This is a genomic window from Synechococcus sp. OH30 (assembly GCF_047462175.1).
In the GTDB taxonomy this organism is placed as follows: Bacteria; Cyanobacteriota; Cyanobacteriia; order Thermostichales; family Thermostichaceae; genus Thermostichus.
On sequence record NZ_JANSIP010000007.1, the window covers coordinates 1 to 16,298 of the forward strand.

General features: G+C 60.9%; 15 protein-coding genes and 1 tRNA gene. 11 read left to right on the forward strand and 5 right to left on the reverse strand.

Annotated features, from left to right (window positions below):
• On the reverse strand, positions 1-140 hold a 140-nt coding region (locus NW830_RS08745; RefSeq protein ID WP_414362078.1), incomplete at its 3' end, for a hypothetical protein.
• A 478-nt stretch (positions 141-618) separates the two neighbouring features.
• On the opposite strand from NW830_RS08745, the gene NW830_RS08750 reads away from it, so the two are divergent.
• Entirely contained in the window at positions 619-1,641 is a 1,023-nt protein-coding gene (locus tag NW830_RS08750; RefSeq protein WP_414362058.1) for a D-alanyl-D-alanine carboxypeptidase, read from the forward strand.
• 159 nt (positions 1,642-1,800) lie between these two features.
• Here the strand turns inward: NW830_RS08750 and hpf are convergent, their stop codons facing one another.
• Positions 1,801-2,376, reverse strand: a complete 576-nt coding sequence (hpf, locus tag NW830_RS08755; RefSeq protein WP_414362056.1) for a ribosome hibernation-promoting factor, HPF/YfiA family — start codon at positions 2,374-2,376, stop codon at positions 1,801-1,803.
• A 527-nt stretch (positions 2,377-2,903) separates the two neighbouring features.
• Here hpf and NW830_RS08760 point away from each other — a divergent pair.
• The 5 genes from NW830_RS08760 to NW830_RS08780 all read left to right on the forward strand — a co-directional run bounded on the left by NW830_RS08760 (position 2,904) and on the right by NW830_RS08780 (position 7,264).
• Positions 2,904-4,130, forward strand: a complete 1,227-nt coding sequence (locus NW830_RS08760; protein WP_414362054.1) for an aminotransferase class I/II-fold pyridoxal phosphate-dependent enzyme — start codon at positions 2,904-2,906, stop codon at positions 4,128-4,130.
• 45 nt (positions 4,131-4,175) lie between these two features.
• Positions 4,176-4,952 (forward strand): hypothetical protein, encoded by a 777-nt coding sequence (locus tag NW830_RS08765; protein WP_414362052.1) that lies wholly within the window; start codon positions 4,176-4,178, stop codon positions 4,950-4,952.
• A 242-nt stretch (positions 4,953-5,194) separates the two neighbouring features.
• Positions 5,195-5,614 carry a hypothetical protein gene (locus tag NW830_RS08770; protein WP_414362051.1) on the forward strand — a complete coding sequence of 140 codons (420 nt, stop codon included), beginning with the start codon at positions 5,195-5,197 and terminating at the stop codon, positions 5,612-5,614.
• Between the two features lie 50 nt (positions 5,615-5,664).
• A complete protein-coding gene (locus NW830_RS08775) occupies positions 5,665-6,486 on the forward strand; it encodes a DUF2993 domain-containing protein (protein WP_414362050.1) in 822 nt (273 codons plus the stop codon).
• A gap of 151 nt (positions 6,487-6,637) precedes the next feature.
• Positions 6,638-7,264, forward strand: a complete 627-nt coding sequence (locus NW830_RS08780; protein WP_414362048.1) for a GerMN domain-containing protein — start codon at positions 6,638-6,640, stop codon at positions 7,262-7,264.
• Between the two features lie 79 nt (positions 7,265-7,343).
• Here the strand turns inward: NW830_RS08780 and NW830_RS08785 are convergent, their stop codons facing one another.
• Both NW830_RS08785 and NW830_RS08790 read right to left on the reverse strand, forming a co-directional pair.
• Positions 7,344-8,204 carry an arginase family protein gene (locus NW830_RS08785; RefSeq protein WP_414362046.1) on the reverse strand — a complete coding sequence of 287 codons (861 nt, stop codon included), beginning with the start codon at positions 8,202-8,204 and terminating at the stop codon, positions 7,344-7,346.
• A gap of 21 nt (positions 8,205-8,225) precedes the next feature.
• Positions 8,226-10,001, reverse strand: a complete 1,776-nt coding sequence (locus NW830_RS08790) for a phospholipase D-like domain-containing protein (RefSeq protein WP_414362045.1) — start codon at positions 9,999-10,001, stop codon at positions 8,226-8,228.
• A gap of 125 nt (positions 10,002-10,126) precedes the next feature.
• Between NW830_RS08790 and NW830_RS08795 the strand changes: the two genes are divergently transcribed.
• A complete protein-coding gene (locus NW830_RS08795; protein ID WP_414362044.1) occupies positions 10,127-10,345 on the forward strand; it encodes a hypothetical protein in 219 nt (72 codons plus the stop codon).
• 167 nt (positions 10,346-10,512) lie between these two features.
• On the forward strand, positions 10,513-12,033 hold the full coding sequence (locus NW830_RS08800; protein WP_414362042.1) for a DUF697 domain-containing protein: 1,521 nt from the start codon (positions 10,513-10,515) through the stop codon (positions 12,031-12,033).
• Between the two features lie 53 nt (positions 12,034-12,086).
• Here the strand turns inward: NW830_RS08800 and NW830_RS08805 are convergent.
• Positions 12,087-12,161 (reverse strand) — tRNA-Arg (locus NW830_RS08805).
• 184 nt (positions 12,162-12,345) lie between these two features.
• Between NW830_RS08805 and NW830_RS08810 the strand changes: the two genes are divergently transcribed.
• From NW830_RS08810 to NW830_RS08820, 3 genes are all read left to right on the forward strand, one after another.
• On the forward strand, positions 12,346-13,668 hold the full coding sequence (locus NW830_RS08810; protein ID WP_414362041.1) for a dihydroorotase: 1,323 nt from the start codon (positions 12,346-12,348) through the stop codon (positions 13,666-13,668).
• A gap of 66 nt (positions 13,669-13,734) precedes the next feature.
• Positions 13,735-14,745: an RNase adapter RapZ gene (rapZ, locus tag NW830_RS08815; protein ID WP_414362040.1), complete on the forward strand. Its 1,011-nt coding sequence runs from the start codon at positions 13,735-13,737 to the stop codon at positions 14,743-14,745.
• The gene (locus NW830_RS08820; protein WP_414362038.1) at positions 14,732-16,090 is read left to right on the forward strand and encodes a gluconeogenesis factor YvcK family protein; all 1,359 of its coding nucleotides are present in this window, start codon (positions 14,732-14,734) and stop codon (positions 16,088-16,090) included. The genes rapZ and NW830_RS08820 overlap by 14 nt, the downstream gene beginning before the upstream one ends.
• Positions 16,091-16,298: the final 208 nt, after the last annotated feature.

Genomic DNA, 16,298 nt, shown 5'->3' on the forward strand with positions numbered 1-16,298 from the left:
AGCAGCGCCGGCCCCCCGCACGCCAAAAGGCGATCGGCAATCTCGGCAATTTCCAACTCAGGATCCACCTCCGCAGCGACACGGCGAAGCTGGCCACGGGACTCCAGCAGGGCAATGAAACGGCGCAGATCTCTAGGCATGGAGGGAGTACTTGCAGAGGCTAAGGGTTAACCGGCTCCTAAGGGGCAGTCTGGCTGTGAGCAGCGCTGGTACGCCCTTAGATCTTGGCCTCTCCCATGAGCTTGAGTCTACCGCCCCTCTTCTGGCTCTAAGGCAAACTGGGTAGCGGTAGGGCGGAGCCTTAAACAAAACTTGCTAGAGCCCCTCAGAGGGCAGTAGAGTAGCCTCAGGTCTTGCTGGCCCTTGCCTGTCCCCTGGGAGGTTAGCATGGTGTCCATTCCAACAGGGTTGCGCTTTCATGGCCGTTGCCTCTGGGCGGGCCTCCCTTTGGCCTGCTCTTTAACCTTGGGGGCCTGCTGGAGGACCGCAGCCCTCTCTTCCACCCCGGATTCTTTCCTCCCTATCCCTACCCCGCCCCCACCCCTGCCCTCTCCTAGCGGCACGCCTGGCCTTCCGCCCTGGTGGCCCCGTGAGCAAGGTTCTCCCTACGCTGCGGTTTTGTCCGGTTTTTTGCAGGGGTTGGCTGCCGAAGGAGGGGCTCTCTCGCAGCAAGGGATCCTGCTCTGGACAACCGAAGGCAAGCTGCTGGCAGAGCACCAGCTGGATCAACCTTTGCCGGTAGGGCCTTTAGATCAATTGGCCCTTAGTCTGATGGCGCTGGAGACCTGGGGCTATGAGCATCGCTTCCAGACTCACTTCTTCACCACCGGCTATCGCCTTGGCCAGCGCCTGATCGGGGACTTGGTGGTAGTGGGCGGCGGGGATCCCTATTTCCGGGAGGCCAATGTAGCTGAGCTGGCCCGCCATCTGCACAGCCTTGGCATTCGCCAGATCGACGGCGAGGTGAAGGTGGTGCCCCCCTTCCGCTTGCTGGGTCAGGCCGATGCTCTAGCAAGTGCCCGCCGGCTTGCCCAACTCCTTCGGGATCCGCAACAGCCCTACCCTGTAGCCATCGGCGGTTCTGGGTCAACGCTGGAGGAGCTGCCTGCTGAGCTCCATTGCCTGGCTGGCTATACCTCGCTGCCCCTGGGATCCCTTCTGCACATTCTCAACAGCAGCCTCGATCGGGCTATGGCGGGAGCCCTGCTGGCGGAACTGGGAGGCCCGAGAGCCCTGGTAGAGTACCTGCGGCAGCGCTTGGTGGCTGAGCCGGCCGCCCACTTGGATGCCAGTCTCCTCCCTGCTGCAGCAGAGATTCGCCTGGAGGGGCAGGAGCTGTATCTCTCCCCCCGCGCGCTGGCCCATCTGTGGCAGCATCTGGTGGCGGCCACGGAGGGAAATCCAACGCGGATCCTGCCCGTAGCTGGCATTGGCCCCAGCGCTCTGCAGCTGCGCACCCTGCCCCCCGGCACCGTCGCCCAGGTAGGATCTGCCCCCAGTCGGCTGATGCTGCTGGGGCAGTTGCCGGATGGCACCTCCTTTGTCCTGCTCAACCACGGGCCTGACCTGGCTAGCTTGCGCCAACACCAGGATCAGTTTCTGCAGCAGGTGTTGGCCGTTGGGAAGTCTCTTAGCCGCTGAGGATCCCGCTATTGCTAGCAGAGCTTCTGCCCTCCTGACTCAGGCACCTCTAAGCCCCAAAAGTGGGGAGGGACGCCATCCAGAAGGAGGAAGTTGCAGCATTAGGCCCCACCCGCCTAGACCCAGCAGCAGGCCTGCCAAGCCTCTTGCCGCCAACCTCTAGGGATGGGGGCGGATCAAGCCATAGCCACCGTGCTTGCGCACATAAAGGACGTTGATCTCGCCGTTTTCGCTGTTGCGGAACACGTAGAAGTCATGATCTACCAGCTCTAATTGCTGCATCGCCTCCTCAACCGTCATAGGAGGCATGGCGAAATACTTGGTGCGCACTACCTCAGGGGGGAGCTCCGCCTGCCGGTTCATGTTCACGGGATTCGTAGGCGGCTGCTGGGCCACCGCCACTGAAGTTTTGGGAGAATGGCGGATGCGGTGAACCCCATTGCGCTCTTTGTACTTGCGCAGCTTGCGGGCTATTTTGTCGGCCACTCGGTCAATACTGGCATAAAGGTTTTCGCTACTTTCTTCTGCTCGGATCACCGTGCCATTGGCATAAACGGTAACTTCGGCAGCTTGGTTGGCACTGATGCGGGGGTTGCGGGCTACTGACAGGTTGACATCTACTTCAGTAGTGATCTGGGCAAAATGGCTGATAGCCCGCTCAATTTTTTCCTGGACGTAGCTGCGGATGGCATCGGTAATTTCGATGTTTTTCCCTTGGATTACAAGCTTCGCCATGGAAACTCTCCCGAGTGTGTCAGTCGACGCCTCAAGTTAGCGCCTCACCTTTGCAGGAAAGCAGCCCTTACCTCCAGAAGCGTCTCAGCCAGCCAACTAGCAAAGAGGTGCAATCAAAGTCGACTAAAGAGCAGCTTTGGCAGGGGCGCTAACCTTTGGGGTTAAGTCTAAGTTAACATCTTGCCCTTGGCCTTGAACTAGGGATTAAGAATAAATTTAGACTGCCTTAATTTTAGATGCCCGTAGTGAGCAAAAGTCCTCTGGACTATTTGACAAGACTTCCCATCTCCCGGCCAGTTGCAAACTGCAACTGCTGGCCCTTCCGTCCTGCCGAGCAGCTCTCTTGCTTGTATAATTGTACAAAAAAGTTGTGTTGGGTACCTGGCCTAGGCCAGCTAGCAGCAGTCAAAGGAAGTGAAGAGATGTTGACTGAAGTTAAGCTTTCTATCAAGATTAAGATTCCACACTAACCCTGGCGCTAGCAGGTTCCTAGAGATTGCCCTCAAAGCGAGGTGGCAGGGATCCCGTTGAAGGTAGCTGAGCTGTTGGACAGAGCAGAAGCAGCTCTGCAGGAGCGCTTCCAGACAATAGACCAAGTTCTCAGGCAGAACTTGGCACGGGTGTTGCAGGCCTTCCGCGACCAGCAGGTGGGCTCCCATCACTTTGCTGGCGTATCGGGCTACGGCCACGACGACCAAGGGCGAGAGGTTTTGGATCGGGTGTTTGCCCAAGTTATGGGCTGTGAGGCGGCGCTGGTGCGGCTGCAGATGGTCTCTGGCACCCATGCCATTGCCTGTGCCTTGTTTGGGGTGCTGCGCCCAGGGGATGAGCTGTTGGCCATCACCGGCCCCCCCTATGACACGCTGGAGGAAGTCATTGGCCTAAGGGGATCTGGCCGAGGCTCCCTGCGGGAGTTCGGTGTTACCTATCGTCAATTGGATTTGCGGGAAGGAGATGTCGATTGGCAGGCCTTGAAGACCGCCCTCAGGCCGCAGACTCGCCTGGTCCACATCCAGCGCTCCTGTGGCTATGCCTGGCGCCCTAGCTTCTCCATTGCCCAAATTGCCGAGATGATCCAGATCGTCAAGGCGCAAAACCCTGAGGTGGTGGTCTTGGTGGACAATTGCTACGGCGAGTTTGTGGAAACCCAAGAGCCCACCCATGTAGGCGCCGATTTGATTGCGGGATCTCTAATTAAAAATCCAGGTGGCACCCTGGCCCCGGCAGGAGGCTATGTGGCAGGTCGGGCCGAGCTGGTGGAGCAAGCTGCCTGCCGGCTAACAGCGCCAGGAATCGGCTCGGAAGGAGGGGCAACTTTTGATCTCAACCGCCTACTGTTCCAGGGGCTGTTCTTGGCTCCGCAGATGGTGGCCGAGGCCGTCAAGATTGCCCACCTGGCCGCCCAGGTGTTCTATGATTTGGGCTATCCCGTCTCTCCGCTGCCCCAAGCACCTCGCACTGACATCATCCAGGCCATTCAACTGGGATCCCCGCAGAAGTTGCAGGCTTTTTGCCGAGCCATCCAAAGCTGCTCTCCCGTGGATTCCTACCTCACCCCGATCCCAGAAGTGATGCCCGGCTACGCTGATCCAGTGGTCATGGCAGCAGGCACGTTTGTTGCCGGCAGCAGCGCCGAGCTCTCCGCTGATGGACCGCTGCGGGAGCCCTACATTGTCTATTTACAAGGGGGAACCCATCTCAGCCACGGGCGGCTGGCCCTAGAGGCTGTCTTGCAAACTTGGGAGGAGCTGTAATGGCCGCCCCCAGCCACCCTTGACCATTGAGCTCTCGAGCCTTAGATGGGGAAGTTGCCTTTTGCTGCTCAACTTTTCCGCCCTTGGGTCCTGTGGCTGGCCCTTGGTTGGGTTGCCTTGGCAGCCGGCTGTCGGTTACTGGGCCCGGGGAGAGCCCCTCTGGGATCTGCCCTAGGGAGAGGCAGCCAGACCCTAACGGGAGTCCTGGGAGCGGAAGATAAGGTTAGTCCCGGCTACGGCAGCTACTGGGATGGGATCCCTGTGGTGGCCAAGGCTGGGCAAATCCTGATTGCCGCCCTGGAGAGTGAGGAGTTTGACCCTTACTTGGAGCTCGTGGACAAGCAGGGGCGGGTGATTGGCTTTGACGATGACTCGGGCCTGGATGTCAACGCCCTCTTGGCAGTGCGGCTGCTGCAGGGGGGCACCTATACCCTACGAGTCACCAGCTTTGAGCCCCAGTCCACTGGCCCCTACCGGCTGACCTATGTCCTCACCCAGGGCAATTGGCAGCAAACCCTGTCGGGCCGTCTTGAGAAGGGATCCCCCCAGCACCCGGAAGACGGCAGTTGGATGGCGGAATACTCCCTTACCGCCCGCCCTGGCCAAATTTTGCTCGCCTTCCTAAGTAGCTCCGATTTCGATGCCTTCTTGCAATTGTTGGCTCCGGATGGAGAGGTGAGGGCTTGGAATGACGACCAAGGCGGCGGCACGGACGCCCTGTTGATTGCCTTTTTGCCCCGCAGTGGCACCTATACCCTCCGGGTTAACACCTACAAGCCAGGCCAAGAGGGGGCCTATGTATTGCAGTACACCTTGTACTAGCCCCCCAGCAGGCCAAGTCTCCCCCCCTCCCTCTTGTCTTGTAGCTGGAGATTGCAGAGAGGGGCAAGGCTTGGCCCCAGCTGCCGCTGCCTCCAGAGAAGGCAGGGTTGGATGAGCAGGTCCCAGGCTAGACTTAACTTAGAATGTCCTTATCCGGAGACGCCGATCCCAGCTTTCGTAATCCGGGCTGAGGATGGCAAGAGCCTGTTCCAAAGTTGATATCGGTAACGGAGGAGATTCCTATGGCCATTCCCAGTGGTCTTCCCAGCCCGCTGCCGCAGCAAGAAACTTCTCCGGGGCAAGGCAACGGTCTCAATTTGGCTCCTCGGCCTGCCAGTGCTGACCTAGCGGCTGCTCCAGAGGGGGGCCCGCCCGTGTTTCCTAGCCCTGTGAAGTTCAGCGAGGCCGAGGTTGACCAGCGACCAGTGGGGGCCTCCACCCTCAAGGTGGTGGATTACTTTGCTGACGGACGCCCAATTGCAGCTGCCACGCTAAAGGTGGTGGATACGTGGGCCGAAGGGCGTCCAATAGTTGCCTCCGGCGTTAAATTTGTCCATGACCCTACCCTTAACCGCCCGGTGATGGCAGGGGGCCTGAAGGTTGCCAAGACCTTTCTTGGCAATCGACCCATTGAAGCCAGCCCCCACAGAAGAGAGGAGTAACCTCAAAGGGATCCCCTTGCTAGGCAAGGGGGCAGGTCGTGGCGGCAAGTATGGAGCTCCTGGCAGGCCTGGTGGCGTTGCTGGCCAGTGTGGGAGGGGGGGCAGGCTATTGGGCAGAGCAGGCGGCGCGCCAAATTCTCCTGGCTCAGCTTGACAGCGCAGAGGTTTTGGAGGTGCGCATCCAGAGCCAGCCCAACTACCGCCTGCTCAATGGCCAGGTGGAGCGGCTGCTGGTGGCCGGGCAGGGACTGTATCGGGCACCTTTTCCCCGCGTAGAGCGTTTCGAGCTGGAAACCGACCCAATAGCCATCGACCCTGCTTTTTTTTGGGGGGATCCCTTGCGGCTGAGACAGCCTCTGCAGGCAGCGTTTCAGGTGGTGGTGCGGGAAGAGGATCTCAATGCTGCCCTCAACTCACCAGAGGTGCTGAGGCAGTTTCAGGACATCCAGGCAGATCTGCCCTTGGGTGGGCGCAGGAACGCACCCCGCTATTTTGAACTGCGCCAGCCGCGCGCCAAGCTTTTGGAGCCCGATCGCATCCAACTTGCCGCCCTCTTGGTGGAGAAAGAGGGGGACAGCAAGCAGGCAGTCGAGGTGGTGTTCAACGCCGGGATCCAGGTGGAGGGTGGGCGCAGGTTGCGGCTTCAGGAGCCGGAGTTTACCATCGGCTCGGTGCGGGTTCCCGACGAGATCACCCAGGCGTTCTTGGGAGGGCTCAACGAGGTGTTTGACCTACAAGAGCTGGAAAAGCTGGGGATCCTGGTGCGGGTACTGAAACTGGAGATAGCCGCTGACCAGATGCAGGTCATTGGGTTTGCGCGGGTTGAGAATTTGGAGGCGCTGACAAGAGCCCAGCAGGTCTCCCTGCGCTAGCAGGGATCCTTGCCCAGGTCTAGCCAGGCTGGCTCGCTTTGCCAAGAGCTTTCTTCGGGGATCCAAAAAGGCTAGGGCTGGGCCTGTCTGCCGGCAGAGGGGGCTTTTCTTCGCTACCCTAGAGCTAGGGAAAACAGGGGGATTGACAGCAATGAGCCACTACGAAGGGCGTCCTACCCAACTCAGCTTCCCTAGGGTGGGGGAGGAACATTCCCCCCGACGGCGTGGCCGGGCCCTGCAGGTGGGGGTGCTTGGCTTTTTGGTGGGACTGGGGGTCATGGGAGGAGCCTGGTGGTACAGCCTGGGGCCGCGGCAAACCTTTTCCTTGTATTGGCTGACCACGGCTGACAACTCTATCTACTACGTGCAGCGGAAGCGCTCCGTTCGTGCCTTTGATGCCCAGGAGGCCATTCGCAGCATTCTGGAGGAGTTGATTGCTGGACCCAAGGATCCCCGCCTCACCACCGCTATTCCCCCCCAGACACGGGTGCTCGACGTACGGGTGGAAGGCAACGATATTTTTCTTAATTTCTCCTCCGAATTTACGCAAGGGGGGGGATCCACAGCCATGATGAGCCGGGTTGCCCAGGTCCTCTACACGGTTACTAGCCAAAACCCTGAAGCGCGGGTCTGGATCTCAGTGGAGGGACATGCCCTCGAAGTGCTGGGGGGAGAAGGACTGATTCTTGACCAACCCCTGACGCGGGCCTCGTTCCTGCCCAGTTTCCCGCTTCCGGCAAACCCAGAGGCAGAGCCTGCTGCCGTATCGGCCTCTTGAAGAGCCGTACCCCCTGCGGTGTAGGGGGAGAGGAAACCGCAAGGCAGCGAGGGGAAGCTGGGCTCAAAAGCTTTGCAATCTACGTTTCCAGCCGTTCAAAGCTGGGGGCCAGCTTCAGGGAGTAGAGAGCGTAACAGGCCAGCAGCCAATTGAGAAGACGAGCTGCAACGCGGGCAGTTGGTCGCGTTGCCGATCCCACCACCACCCCTCCCAAGGAAAGACCGACTACAGGGCGAGCAGCAAAGATGGCCTCGCAAGTTTGTAACAGCTGAAACCAGCTCAGCCCCCCCGGCTCCGGGTGGTGCACTGCCGGCGCCAGCGAGGGATCCAGCACGCTACAGTCCACCACCAAAAACACCGGCTGCTCCGGCACAGCCTTCACCACCTGCTGCGGCTCCCAGGCCTCCTGGGCCCAGAAAATGGGGCTGTGGTGGTCTTTTAGCCAAGCGTAGGCGCGGCCACTGCCGCTGCGCAGCCCCACGTGCACTACGGGCAGCCTGTGTTGGTAGAGCAGCTCCACCCAGGCACCGTTGCTGTAGCTCCCATCTTGATCTGGCTGAGTCATCTCCAGGGGAGGCATTAGGTTGGCATGAGCACTGCAATGCACCACACTGAGGGCCAAGTAGTGCTTCCAAAGGGCACGAATAGCTCCCCAAGTGGCTGCCAAGACCGAAGGCAACAAAACCGGCCATTGGTGCCGCCGCCAGGCCTGGGTCACTGCCGCCTCACACATGCCATAGGGTGGCTCATCCACTAGCCCCGGCAACTGCGCCACTGCCAGTTGATCCACATCGATCCCCAGCCGCGGCTCAAAAGCACACAGTTCTGCGCCGGCGTTGAGGATGGCCAATGGGGCTTGGGTATCCGGGCCAAAGGCAGTGGGGATGAGGACAACCCTGGCGCTGGACTGGGAGCAGGGATGGAGAGACCACTGGGCCATAGGCGGCGCTCTGACTTCTCCCTACCAAGTTACTCGACCCCTCAGTTGCTCGACCTTGGCTGGACCAATGCCCTTAACCCGCTGCAGATCCTCCAAGGAAGAGAAGGGGCGAGCCTCGATAATCCGTTGCGCCAGGTCTGGGCCCACGCCAGGCAGCTGCTCCAGCTCAGCTGCCGTGGCCGTGTTTAAGTTAACAAGGGAGGAGCCGGGGGCAGCGGCTGGTGGCAAAGCAGCTGGCGAAGGGGAAGACCTCCCCTTGGGAACGGCAATAACCTCCCCTTCCAGGAGCTCCGACTCCGAGGGGGAGGAAGCAAGGGCAACCGCCAGAGGATTGGGGCAGCGGCGAGCTGCTTCCTCTACCTCCTGCTGCAGGCGGCGGCTGGGGCCAAAGTGGGCATTGGCAAGGAGCCGTTCGAACTCGCGCACAAAGTGATTTGCCACCTGGCTATTGCGAATGATTAAAAGGTTTTCGTCGTTGAGGTGGTTGGCCGAGAGCGACCAGTTGTGGGAGCCAGTGATTACCGTAGCCTGAGGGGTGCCGGGGTCAACGATGGCGAACTTGTGGTGCAGCTTGTCTCCCGGGGCGAGGTTGGGCACGCCCACAGAGGAGGCGGGCACTGTCCAGGGCAGCCGGGCCGCATCCACCCGGCAGTTTTCGTCCGGGAGCAGCAGCCCCCACATCTCCAGAGTGCGGCTGTAGTCGCGAAAGGCAAAGCCGGGATCAAACACGCCGCGAATCTCCACGTTGCGCTCCTGGCGCAGTTGCCTGAGCTGGTTGGCGATCCCTGAGTCCGTAAAGACAAACAGGGCCAGATCCACTTGCTTTTGTGCTTGGGCCAGGGTGGCTGCGATAATGCCGTTGGAAGTAGCCTCGTAGGGCAGAGAGCGGCTGGCAGGGGAAAAATGCACCCCCACCACGGCATCGCCAATGAACACCGTCTCCAGGGGGCGCTTGTGCTTGCGCACGCCAAAGCGGCTGTCGGGCAACCCTCCCGGCCCATCTCCCCACATGAGGTTGAATTCCTCGGTGTAGAGACGGGCCAGCTCGGGGCTATCGAGCAGCAGGAGGTGGTTGGCGTTGCCCACGCTGCCAGGAGCAGCGAAATCCCCGTGAATATCGGAGAGGGTGAAATTGGCTGATCCGGTCAGCACCCGTTGCCCGTCGATAATCACAAACTTGTGGTGCATCAGGCCGCTGCCCTTGGAGCCGTCGGCGGTGTCGTCTAGCCACGGTACCTGGCCTCTATCCAGCAAGGCGTACACATCCCGGCTGGCAATCTCCTCCGGGGAAAATCGCCCATCCCGATTCACATCCACCAGGTGGCGGTACTCTTCGAACTTTTGGCGACTGCGCTCGTCCAGCGCCTGCACCTCAGCAGGGGTAAGCCGGTGCCAGGCCCGCACGTAGGTGTTTTCGGTAATCACCCGCACTGGGATCCCCGCCTGACGCCGCTCTGCCAGGGCCTGGGCAACTAGAGGCAGGTTCAACTCTTGCACCGCCACATCCACCGACTGCCGAGCAGAGCGAATCTGGGAGATAATCAACTCCTCCAGGTTGTAGCCGTAGCGGTAGATCTGGCGATAGGGATCGCGATAGGTGCTCTCGCGGCTTTGGTTAAACGCCACCCGGATGCGAGGGTGCTGCGGCAGAGGGGCCAGGGTGGGCAGCTCTGGCTCTTGAGGGTAAGGCCGGGGTCGGGGGCCCACCCAGTAGCCAATTGCCACCAGGATCAGCAGCAGGACAGCCCACGGCAGCCAACGCCGCAGTTGCCGCCGCCAAGAAGGGGTCTCCTTCATCTCTCTTCCTCCCACAACCTCACCCAGAATACCCAAGCGGCCTGCTGCTCCGGCCACAGCTATCCCACCGCAACAGGGCTTCAGGCAGGCTTAAGATCAGCTCCAGCAACGTTGGGAGGCCTGGCGTGGAACGTTCCAAATGGGTAGCTATGATTACGGGAGTTCTGGCTATTGCCCTAGGGGTGGGCTACCTCTTGCTGGTAGAGCTATTGGACTACCGCGGGAGCAAGTTTTTGCCAGCGCCGCTGGAGCCACCAGCGATCTTGGGATCTTTGGCAGGGATCCCGGGGCCACGGGCGCTCCTTGGCGCTTGCCTTTCTGGTTTATTCCCTAGCTGGGGCTAGACTCAGCCGTCTCCGCACCGGCTTACCCGAAAAAATTGTATGCTCAGCTACAGTAAGCCTATGCTAGAGAAGCGGCTGCGGCTCCCGCCTGCGCCAGGGTTACCAGCGGAGAGGGTTCAGCCCTTTTAAATCCGCGATTGCTTCAGGAGCCGTTCCGGGTTGGGCCTTTGGGCAAGCTGTGGGTTGGCATGGTGTTGTCGCGCTCCACTTGGCTGTGGTTGTTGACAGGGCTGGGCCTGGTAGCCTTGAGCCAGTACCTGCAGTGGGTTGGCGGCCTCCACAGCTTTATCGCCTCCTATTCGAGGCTGCTGGCCGACCTGACCGTGGCTGGCCTCCTAGGAGGAACAGTGGCAGCGGGGCTGGCGGTGCGCCACTGGTGGCAGCAGGCTGGCCAAGGCCAAAAGGAGCCCACGCCAGGGGCCAAGCCGCGGCGGGTTAAGTTGACGCGGGATCAGGTCCAGGCAGATCTCCAGGATGTCGATCGCCTCATCCAGAAGCTGCAAAACGACATCAGCCGCCGTGCCCTGCAGGCCAAGAGACAGGAGATTGATCAGCGGCTGGCTGAGGAAGCATTGCACCTAGTGGTGTTCGGCACTGCTTCTGCTGGCAAAACCTCTCTCATCAACGCTCTGCTAGGGCGGCCTGTGGGGGAAACCGCCCCCACGCTGGGCACTACCCAGCAGGGATCCATTTACACCTATCAGCTGGAGGGCTGGAGCGGCTCCATTTACCTCACCGATACCCCTGGGCTATTGACCATTGGCGGTGCCGGCGAAGCCGATGCCCGCGCCCTGGCCCAGAAAGCAGATCTATTGATTGTGGTGGTGGCGGGGGATCTGCTGGCTTCGGAATACATGGAGCTACTGGAGTTGGCCCGCTTGGGGAAAGCCACTATCTTGGCCCTCAACAAAACCGATCAAATGCCGCCGGAGGATGTGGAGACCATCCTGGCCCACCTACGCCGCCGCACGGCCGGCGTCCTTCCTCCGGAGCAGGTGGTGGCCATTGCTGCTGACCCCGAGCCCTTGAAAGTCCGCTACTGCTTCCCAGACGGGTCTCGGCAGGAAACTTGGGAGCCGCAGCCCCCTGATCTTGCCGCCCTCACCCAGCAGATGGCCCGCCTACTGCAGCAAAAGGGATCCCATCTGCGCCTAGCCAACGCCCTCCTGCAAACCCGAACCCTCAGCGAAGCCGTCCAGCAGGCCCTGCGGGAAGAGCGCTGCCAACGGGGCCGCCAGATTGTGGAGCGGATGCAATGGGCAACGGCTGCGGCTCTAGCCGTGACTCCCCTCCCCGCTTTGGATGTCCTGGCGGGAGTGGCCATCCAGGCGCGCATGATTGGAGAGCTGCACCAGCTTTTCGATCGCCGCATTACCCTGCAGCAGGCTCAGGCCATTGCCCACCGCTTGGCCCAAATGATTGTGCAACTCGGGGGACTGGAGCTAGCTACCCACGCCCTTGGCTCCGCCCTCAAAGCTAGCCCCTGGATGCTCATGGGGATCCCTCTGCAGGCAGCCAGCGGCGCCTATCTGACGCGGGTGGCGGGGCTCAGCTACCTGGAGTGGCTGCAGTCGGGGGAGCCTTGGCAGGAGGAGCTCCTGCAAGAGCAGCTGAGGCAGCAGCTCCAGAACGGCCATCCTCTGGCTTTCCTCAAACAGTTAGCTCGCCAAGCCCTTTCCAGCAGCTAGCCGGGGACTTGCCCAAAGCAGCACCCCTACAGCACTGCTAGGGGTAACGGTAACGGGACTGGGCGGATTTGAACCGCCGACCTAGCGCTTAGGAGGCGCTTGCTCTATCCAGGCTGAGCTACAGCCCCAGGTCCAACACCCCACTGGCTCTACCCATCTTAACCCCCAACCTACCCTACGCTAGAGCCAAGGGAAACCGAGCAGCCCTCCAGCTTAAGGAACGACTGTCAAGGCCTGCGGCAATTGTTTGTCAAGCTACTCCCCTGGAGTTGGTGGTAGGTTAGAAGGATGGAAGTTTAAGGGGGCAAGCTTTTGCCGAGCGACCTGCTGATCCGCAATGCAGAGCTGGTAGTGCCGGAAGGGGATCCCTGGGTGGGAGATGTGCTGGTGCGGGACGGCCGGATTGCCCAGATTGGCCAGTATCTCCCGCTGGAGGGGGTGGCTAGGGTCATCGATGCTGAAGGCCATACCCTGATGCCGGGAGTCATCGATCCCCAAGTTCACTTTCGCGAGCCAGGCCGCGAGCACAAAGAAGACCTCCAGACCGGATCCTGGGCCTGCGCCCGCGGCGGGGTAACCAGCTTTTTGGAGATGCCCAATACAGATCCACCAACAATTGACCAGAGAGCACTAGAGGACAAATTGGCGCGGGCCGCCAGCAAGTGCGTAGTCAACTACGGCTTTTTCATTGGAGCCACTGCCGATAACCTAAAAGAGCTGCAACGGGTGCAAGGAGCCTGTGGCATCAAGATCTTCATGGGATCCCAACATGGCCCCTTGCTAGTGGACGACCCGCTGGTGCTGGAGCGGATCTTTGCCGAGACAGATCCCAATTTTGTCATTGCTGTCCACGCTGAAGATCACGCTCGCATTCAGGCCCGCCGAGCTCTCTTTGCTGGACGTACAGATGTGGCGGTTCACTCCCTAATTCAGGATGAAGAAGCAGCCCTGATTGCCTCGCGCCGAGCTTTAGACTTGGCCACTCGCTACCGCCATCGCCTGCATATCTTGCACCTTTCCACGGGCCTGGAAGTGGAGCTGCTGCGCCAGCACAAGCCAGTTTGGGTTAGCGCCGAGGTAACGCCTCAGCACCTGCTGCTTAGCACTGCTGATTACGCCCGCCTGGGCTCCCTGGTCCAGATGAACCCGCCGCTGCGGGATGCGGCTAACCTAGCCCAGCTCTGGCAGGGGCTGCAGGAGGGCATCCTCGATTGCATCGCCACCGACCACGCCCCTCATACCTTGCAAGAAAAGGCCCAGCCCTACCCCCACTCCCCTTCTGGTATGCCCGGGGTGGAGACAGCCCTGCCGCTGATGCTGACTGCCGCGCAGCAGGGCCGCTGTAGCCTGCGCCAGGTGGTGCAGTGGATGTGTGAGGCGCCAGCCCGCCTCTATGGGATCCCCAACAAAGGGCGGCTGCAGGTGGGCTACGATGCTGACCTGGTGCTGGTGGATCGCCGCACGCCCAAGCCGGTACGACGGGAAGAGCTGCTAACCAAATGCGGCTGGAGCCCCTTTGAGGGGTGGGAATTGGTGGGCTGGCCCTTACTAACCATTGTGGGCGGACAGATTGTCTTTCAAAACGGCCAGGTGGATCCCTCGGTGCGAGGCCAGGCCCTAACCTTTCTTCGCTAGGGAGATTCCCCCGTGGACTGGAGGTAACCCCTTCCGTGGGTTCCCCCTCGCCCTAGAATAGGCTCCATGGACAGTCAAACAAAACCAACCCCCGCGATCACACCCGTTCTGGTACTTGCCGGCCTAACCGGAGCAGGGAAAACTTTGGCCATTCAGCAATTGGAGCAGCTGGGCTACACCGGCCTGGAAGGGATCCCGCCCAGTCAGGTGATCCCCTTGGTTGAGGCCATGCGGCCCCACCACGCCGCTTTGGCCATCAGTTTGAATCTCCACGCCCAAGAGTATCGGGAGCAGCTCTGCGAGTTGGCCGCCTGGATGCAAGCCCAAGGGATCCCTTTCCTGTTCCTCGAAGCCCGGCCCCTCGTCTTGCTCAGTCGCCTCAGCGCCCAGCGCCGCCCCCACCCCCACCATACCGGCGGCGGCCTGCTGGCGGCCATCGAGCAAGAAATACGCGAACTAGCACCGATCCGGCAGCACTGCACCCACCTGCTGGATACCTCGGAGCTCAATAGCCAGCAACTGCGGCAGCAATTGCAAGCCTTGGTGCAGGGGATCCCCCAACCTCTTAACTTGCGGCTGGTTAGCTTTGGCTTCAAGTACGGCGTTCCTCCCGATGTCAACCTGGTGTTTGACGTGCGCTTTCTGCCCAACCCCTTCTTTCAACCCCATCTGCGCCACCTAACCGGCCAGGATCCCGCGTTGCAGGAGTTTCTCTTTGCTGACCCCCTGACCCAGTCCACCTACCAGCAGATCCTTTCCCTGCTGCGGGCCTGGTGGCCCCACTATCGAGCAGAACGGCGGCCCCACCTAACCGTAGCCATTGGCTGTACCGGCGGGCAACACCGCTCCGTGGCTTTGGTGGAACGCTTGGCCCAGGATTTGCAGCCCTGGACCCTCCCTGCCAACGGCTCTGGCCTGCCCGAGCTCAACCTCCAGGTAGAGCACTGCCATTTGTTGGAGTCGCAGCGGGAGCTGGAAGCCTGCTTTGGAGCACCGCCGGCTGACCTCGGCAATGGGCAACCAAAGGTTAGGATGCCTTTGGCCGGCGTTCCTGTCCCCTCCCATGAGCAAACCTGAGCCCCACAACAAGTCCCTCGTTCGGGGGCCTCGCCGCCGCAAGACTGCCGGGTGGCGAAGTGCCTGGAAATGGCTCTTCCCCGGCCTAGCCGTCAAACGCTGGCTTAGCCTGGCGATGGGGGGCGTGCTGCTGATGCTGCTGGGCATTGCCATCTGGACAGAATTGACCCCCATCTTTCGCCTGAAGCGGCTAATTGACCTTACCCTGCGCTTAATCACCACCTGGATCCCGAACAAGGTCAGTGGCCCCTTGGTAACTGGGATTGGTTTGGCAATGGTGGTGCTGGGCTTCCGCAGCGCCATGCGCTCCATTGAAGATGTGCTGATCCCAGAAGGAGACGAGGCGCTGGTGGATAAGCTCCTCTTGCGGCGGCGTCTGAGCCGTGGCCCTCGCATTGTGGTGCTGGGGGGCGGCACCGGCCTTTCTAACCTGCTGCGAGGGTTGAAGCGCTACAGCTCCAACATCACCGCCATTGTTACTGTGGCCGACGACGGCGGTTCTTCAGGGCGCTTGCGGCGGGAGATCGGCGTGTTGCCCCCTGGTGACATCCGCAACTGCCTCACGGCTTTGGCCAACGAAGAAAAGTTGCTCACGGAGCTGTTTCAATACCGCTTCCAAGCCGGGGAAGGGCTGACCGGGCACAGCTTTGGCAACCTGTTCATCACCGCCCTCACCGCCGTGACCGGCGGCGACCTCATCCGGGCCATCACCGCCACCTCGCAGGTCTTGGCCATTCAGGGACGAGTACTGCCGGCTACCCTGGCGGACGTCACCCTCTGGGCGGAGCTAAGCGATGGCCGTCGCGTGGTGGGCGAGTCCAACATTGCCAAAGCCAGGGGGCGCATCTGTCGCATTGGCTGCGACCCGCCCAACCCTCCCGCCTTGCCTGAGGCTATCGAGGCCATTGAAGCGGCAGAGTTTGTGGTGCTGGGGCCGGGCAGCCTCTACACCAGCATCATCCCCAACCTTTTGATCCCGGAAATTGTGGAAGCCTTGGCCAAGAACATGGCACCCCACATCTACGTGTGCAACATCATGACGGAGCCGGGAGAAACCGACGGCTACACCGTTGGGGATCACGTCATGGCTTTGGATCGGGTGGCGGGCGTGCGCCTGTTCGATGCTGTCCTGGTGCAACGGGATCCCCCTTCCCCCCGCGCCCTAGAACATTACCGCCGCAACGGTTCCGAGTTTGTGGTCTTGGATCCGGATAAGCTGGCCTACCTGGGTTGTCGGGCCGTCTTGGCTAACGTCATGCAGGAAGATCCCGAGACTGGCTTGGTGCGCCACAACCCTGAACGCCTGGCGGCGATGCTGATGCGCTGGTTCGACAGACACCGCTAAACCACCCCACAGCTCCACCTTGCTAAGGGCTAGCCGTAGCCACTAGCTCCTGGCGGCCAAGTCGTGCCCCTCTATCCCCTTGCAGGAAAGGCTAGGGATCAACCCTAGCCCCAAGAAGCCTGAACTCGTGAGGTTGTCAAGTAGGTCCGTCGAGGCCGCATTTTGAGGCCAGGACGGCAAGAGTTTAAGAAAAACCGGCAATGGCTTG

Bases quoted from the DNA above. Each gene is read 5' to 3' on its own strand.
- NW830_RS08820 (WP_414362038.1), top strand. From the start codon at position 14,732: ATGAGCAAACCTGAGCCCCACAACAAGTCCCTCGTTCGGGGGCCTCGC.
- NW830_RS08775 (WP_414362050.1), top strand. From the start codon at position 5,665: ATGGAGCTCCTGGCAGGCCTGGTGGCGTTGCTGGCCAGTGTGGGAGGG.
- NW830_RS08785 (WP_414362046.1), bottom strand. From the start codon at position 8,204: ATGGCCCAGTGGTCTCTCCATCCCTGCTCCCAGTCCAGCGCCAGGGTT.
- NW830_RS08765 (WP_414362052.1), top strand. From the start codon at position 4,176: ATGGGGAAGTTGCCTTTTGCTGCTCAACTTTTCCGCCCTTGGGTCCTG.
- NW830_RS08770 (WP_414362051.1), top strand. From the start codon at position 5,195: ATGGCCATTCCCAGTGGTCTTCCCAGCCCGCTGCCGCAGCAAGAAACT.
- NW830_RS08780 (WP_414362048.1), top strand. From the start codon at position 6,638: ATGAGCCACTACGAAGGGCGTCCTACCCAACTCAGCTTCCCTAGGGTG.
- rapZ (WP_414362040.1), top strand. From the start codon at position 13,735: ATGGACAGTCAAACAAAACCAACCCCCGCGATCACACCCGTTCTGGTA.
- NW830_RS08790 (WP_414362045.1), bottom strand. From the start codon at position 10,001: ATGAAGGAGACCCCTTCTTGGCGGCGGCAACTGCGGCGTTGGCTGCCG.
- hpf (WP_414362056.1), bottom strand. From the start codon at position 2,376: ATGGCGAAGCTTGTAATCCAAGGGAAAAACATCGAAATTACCGATGCC.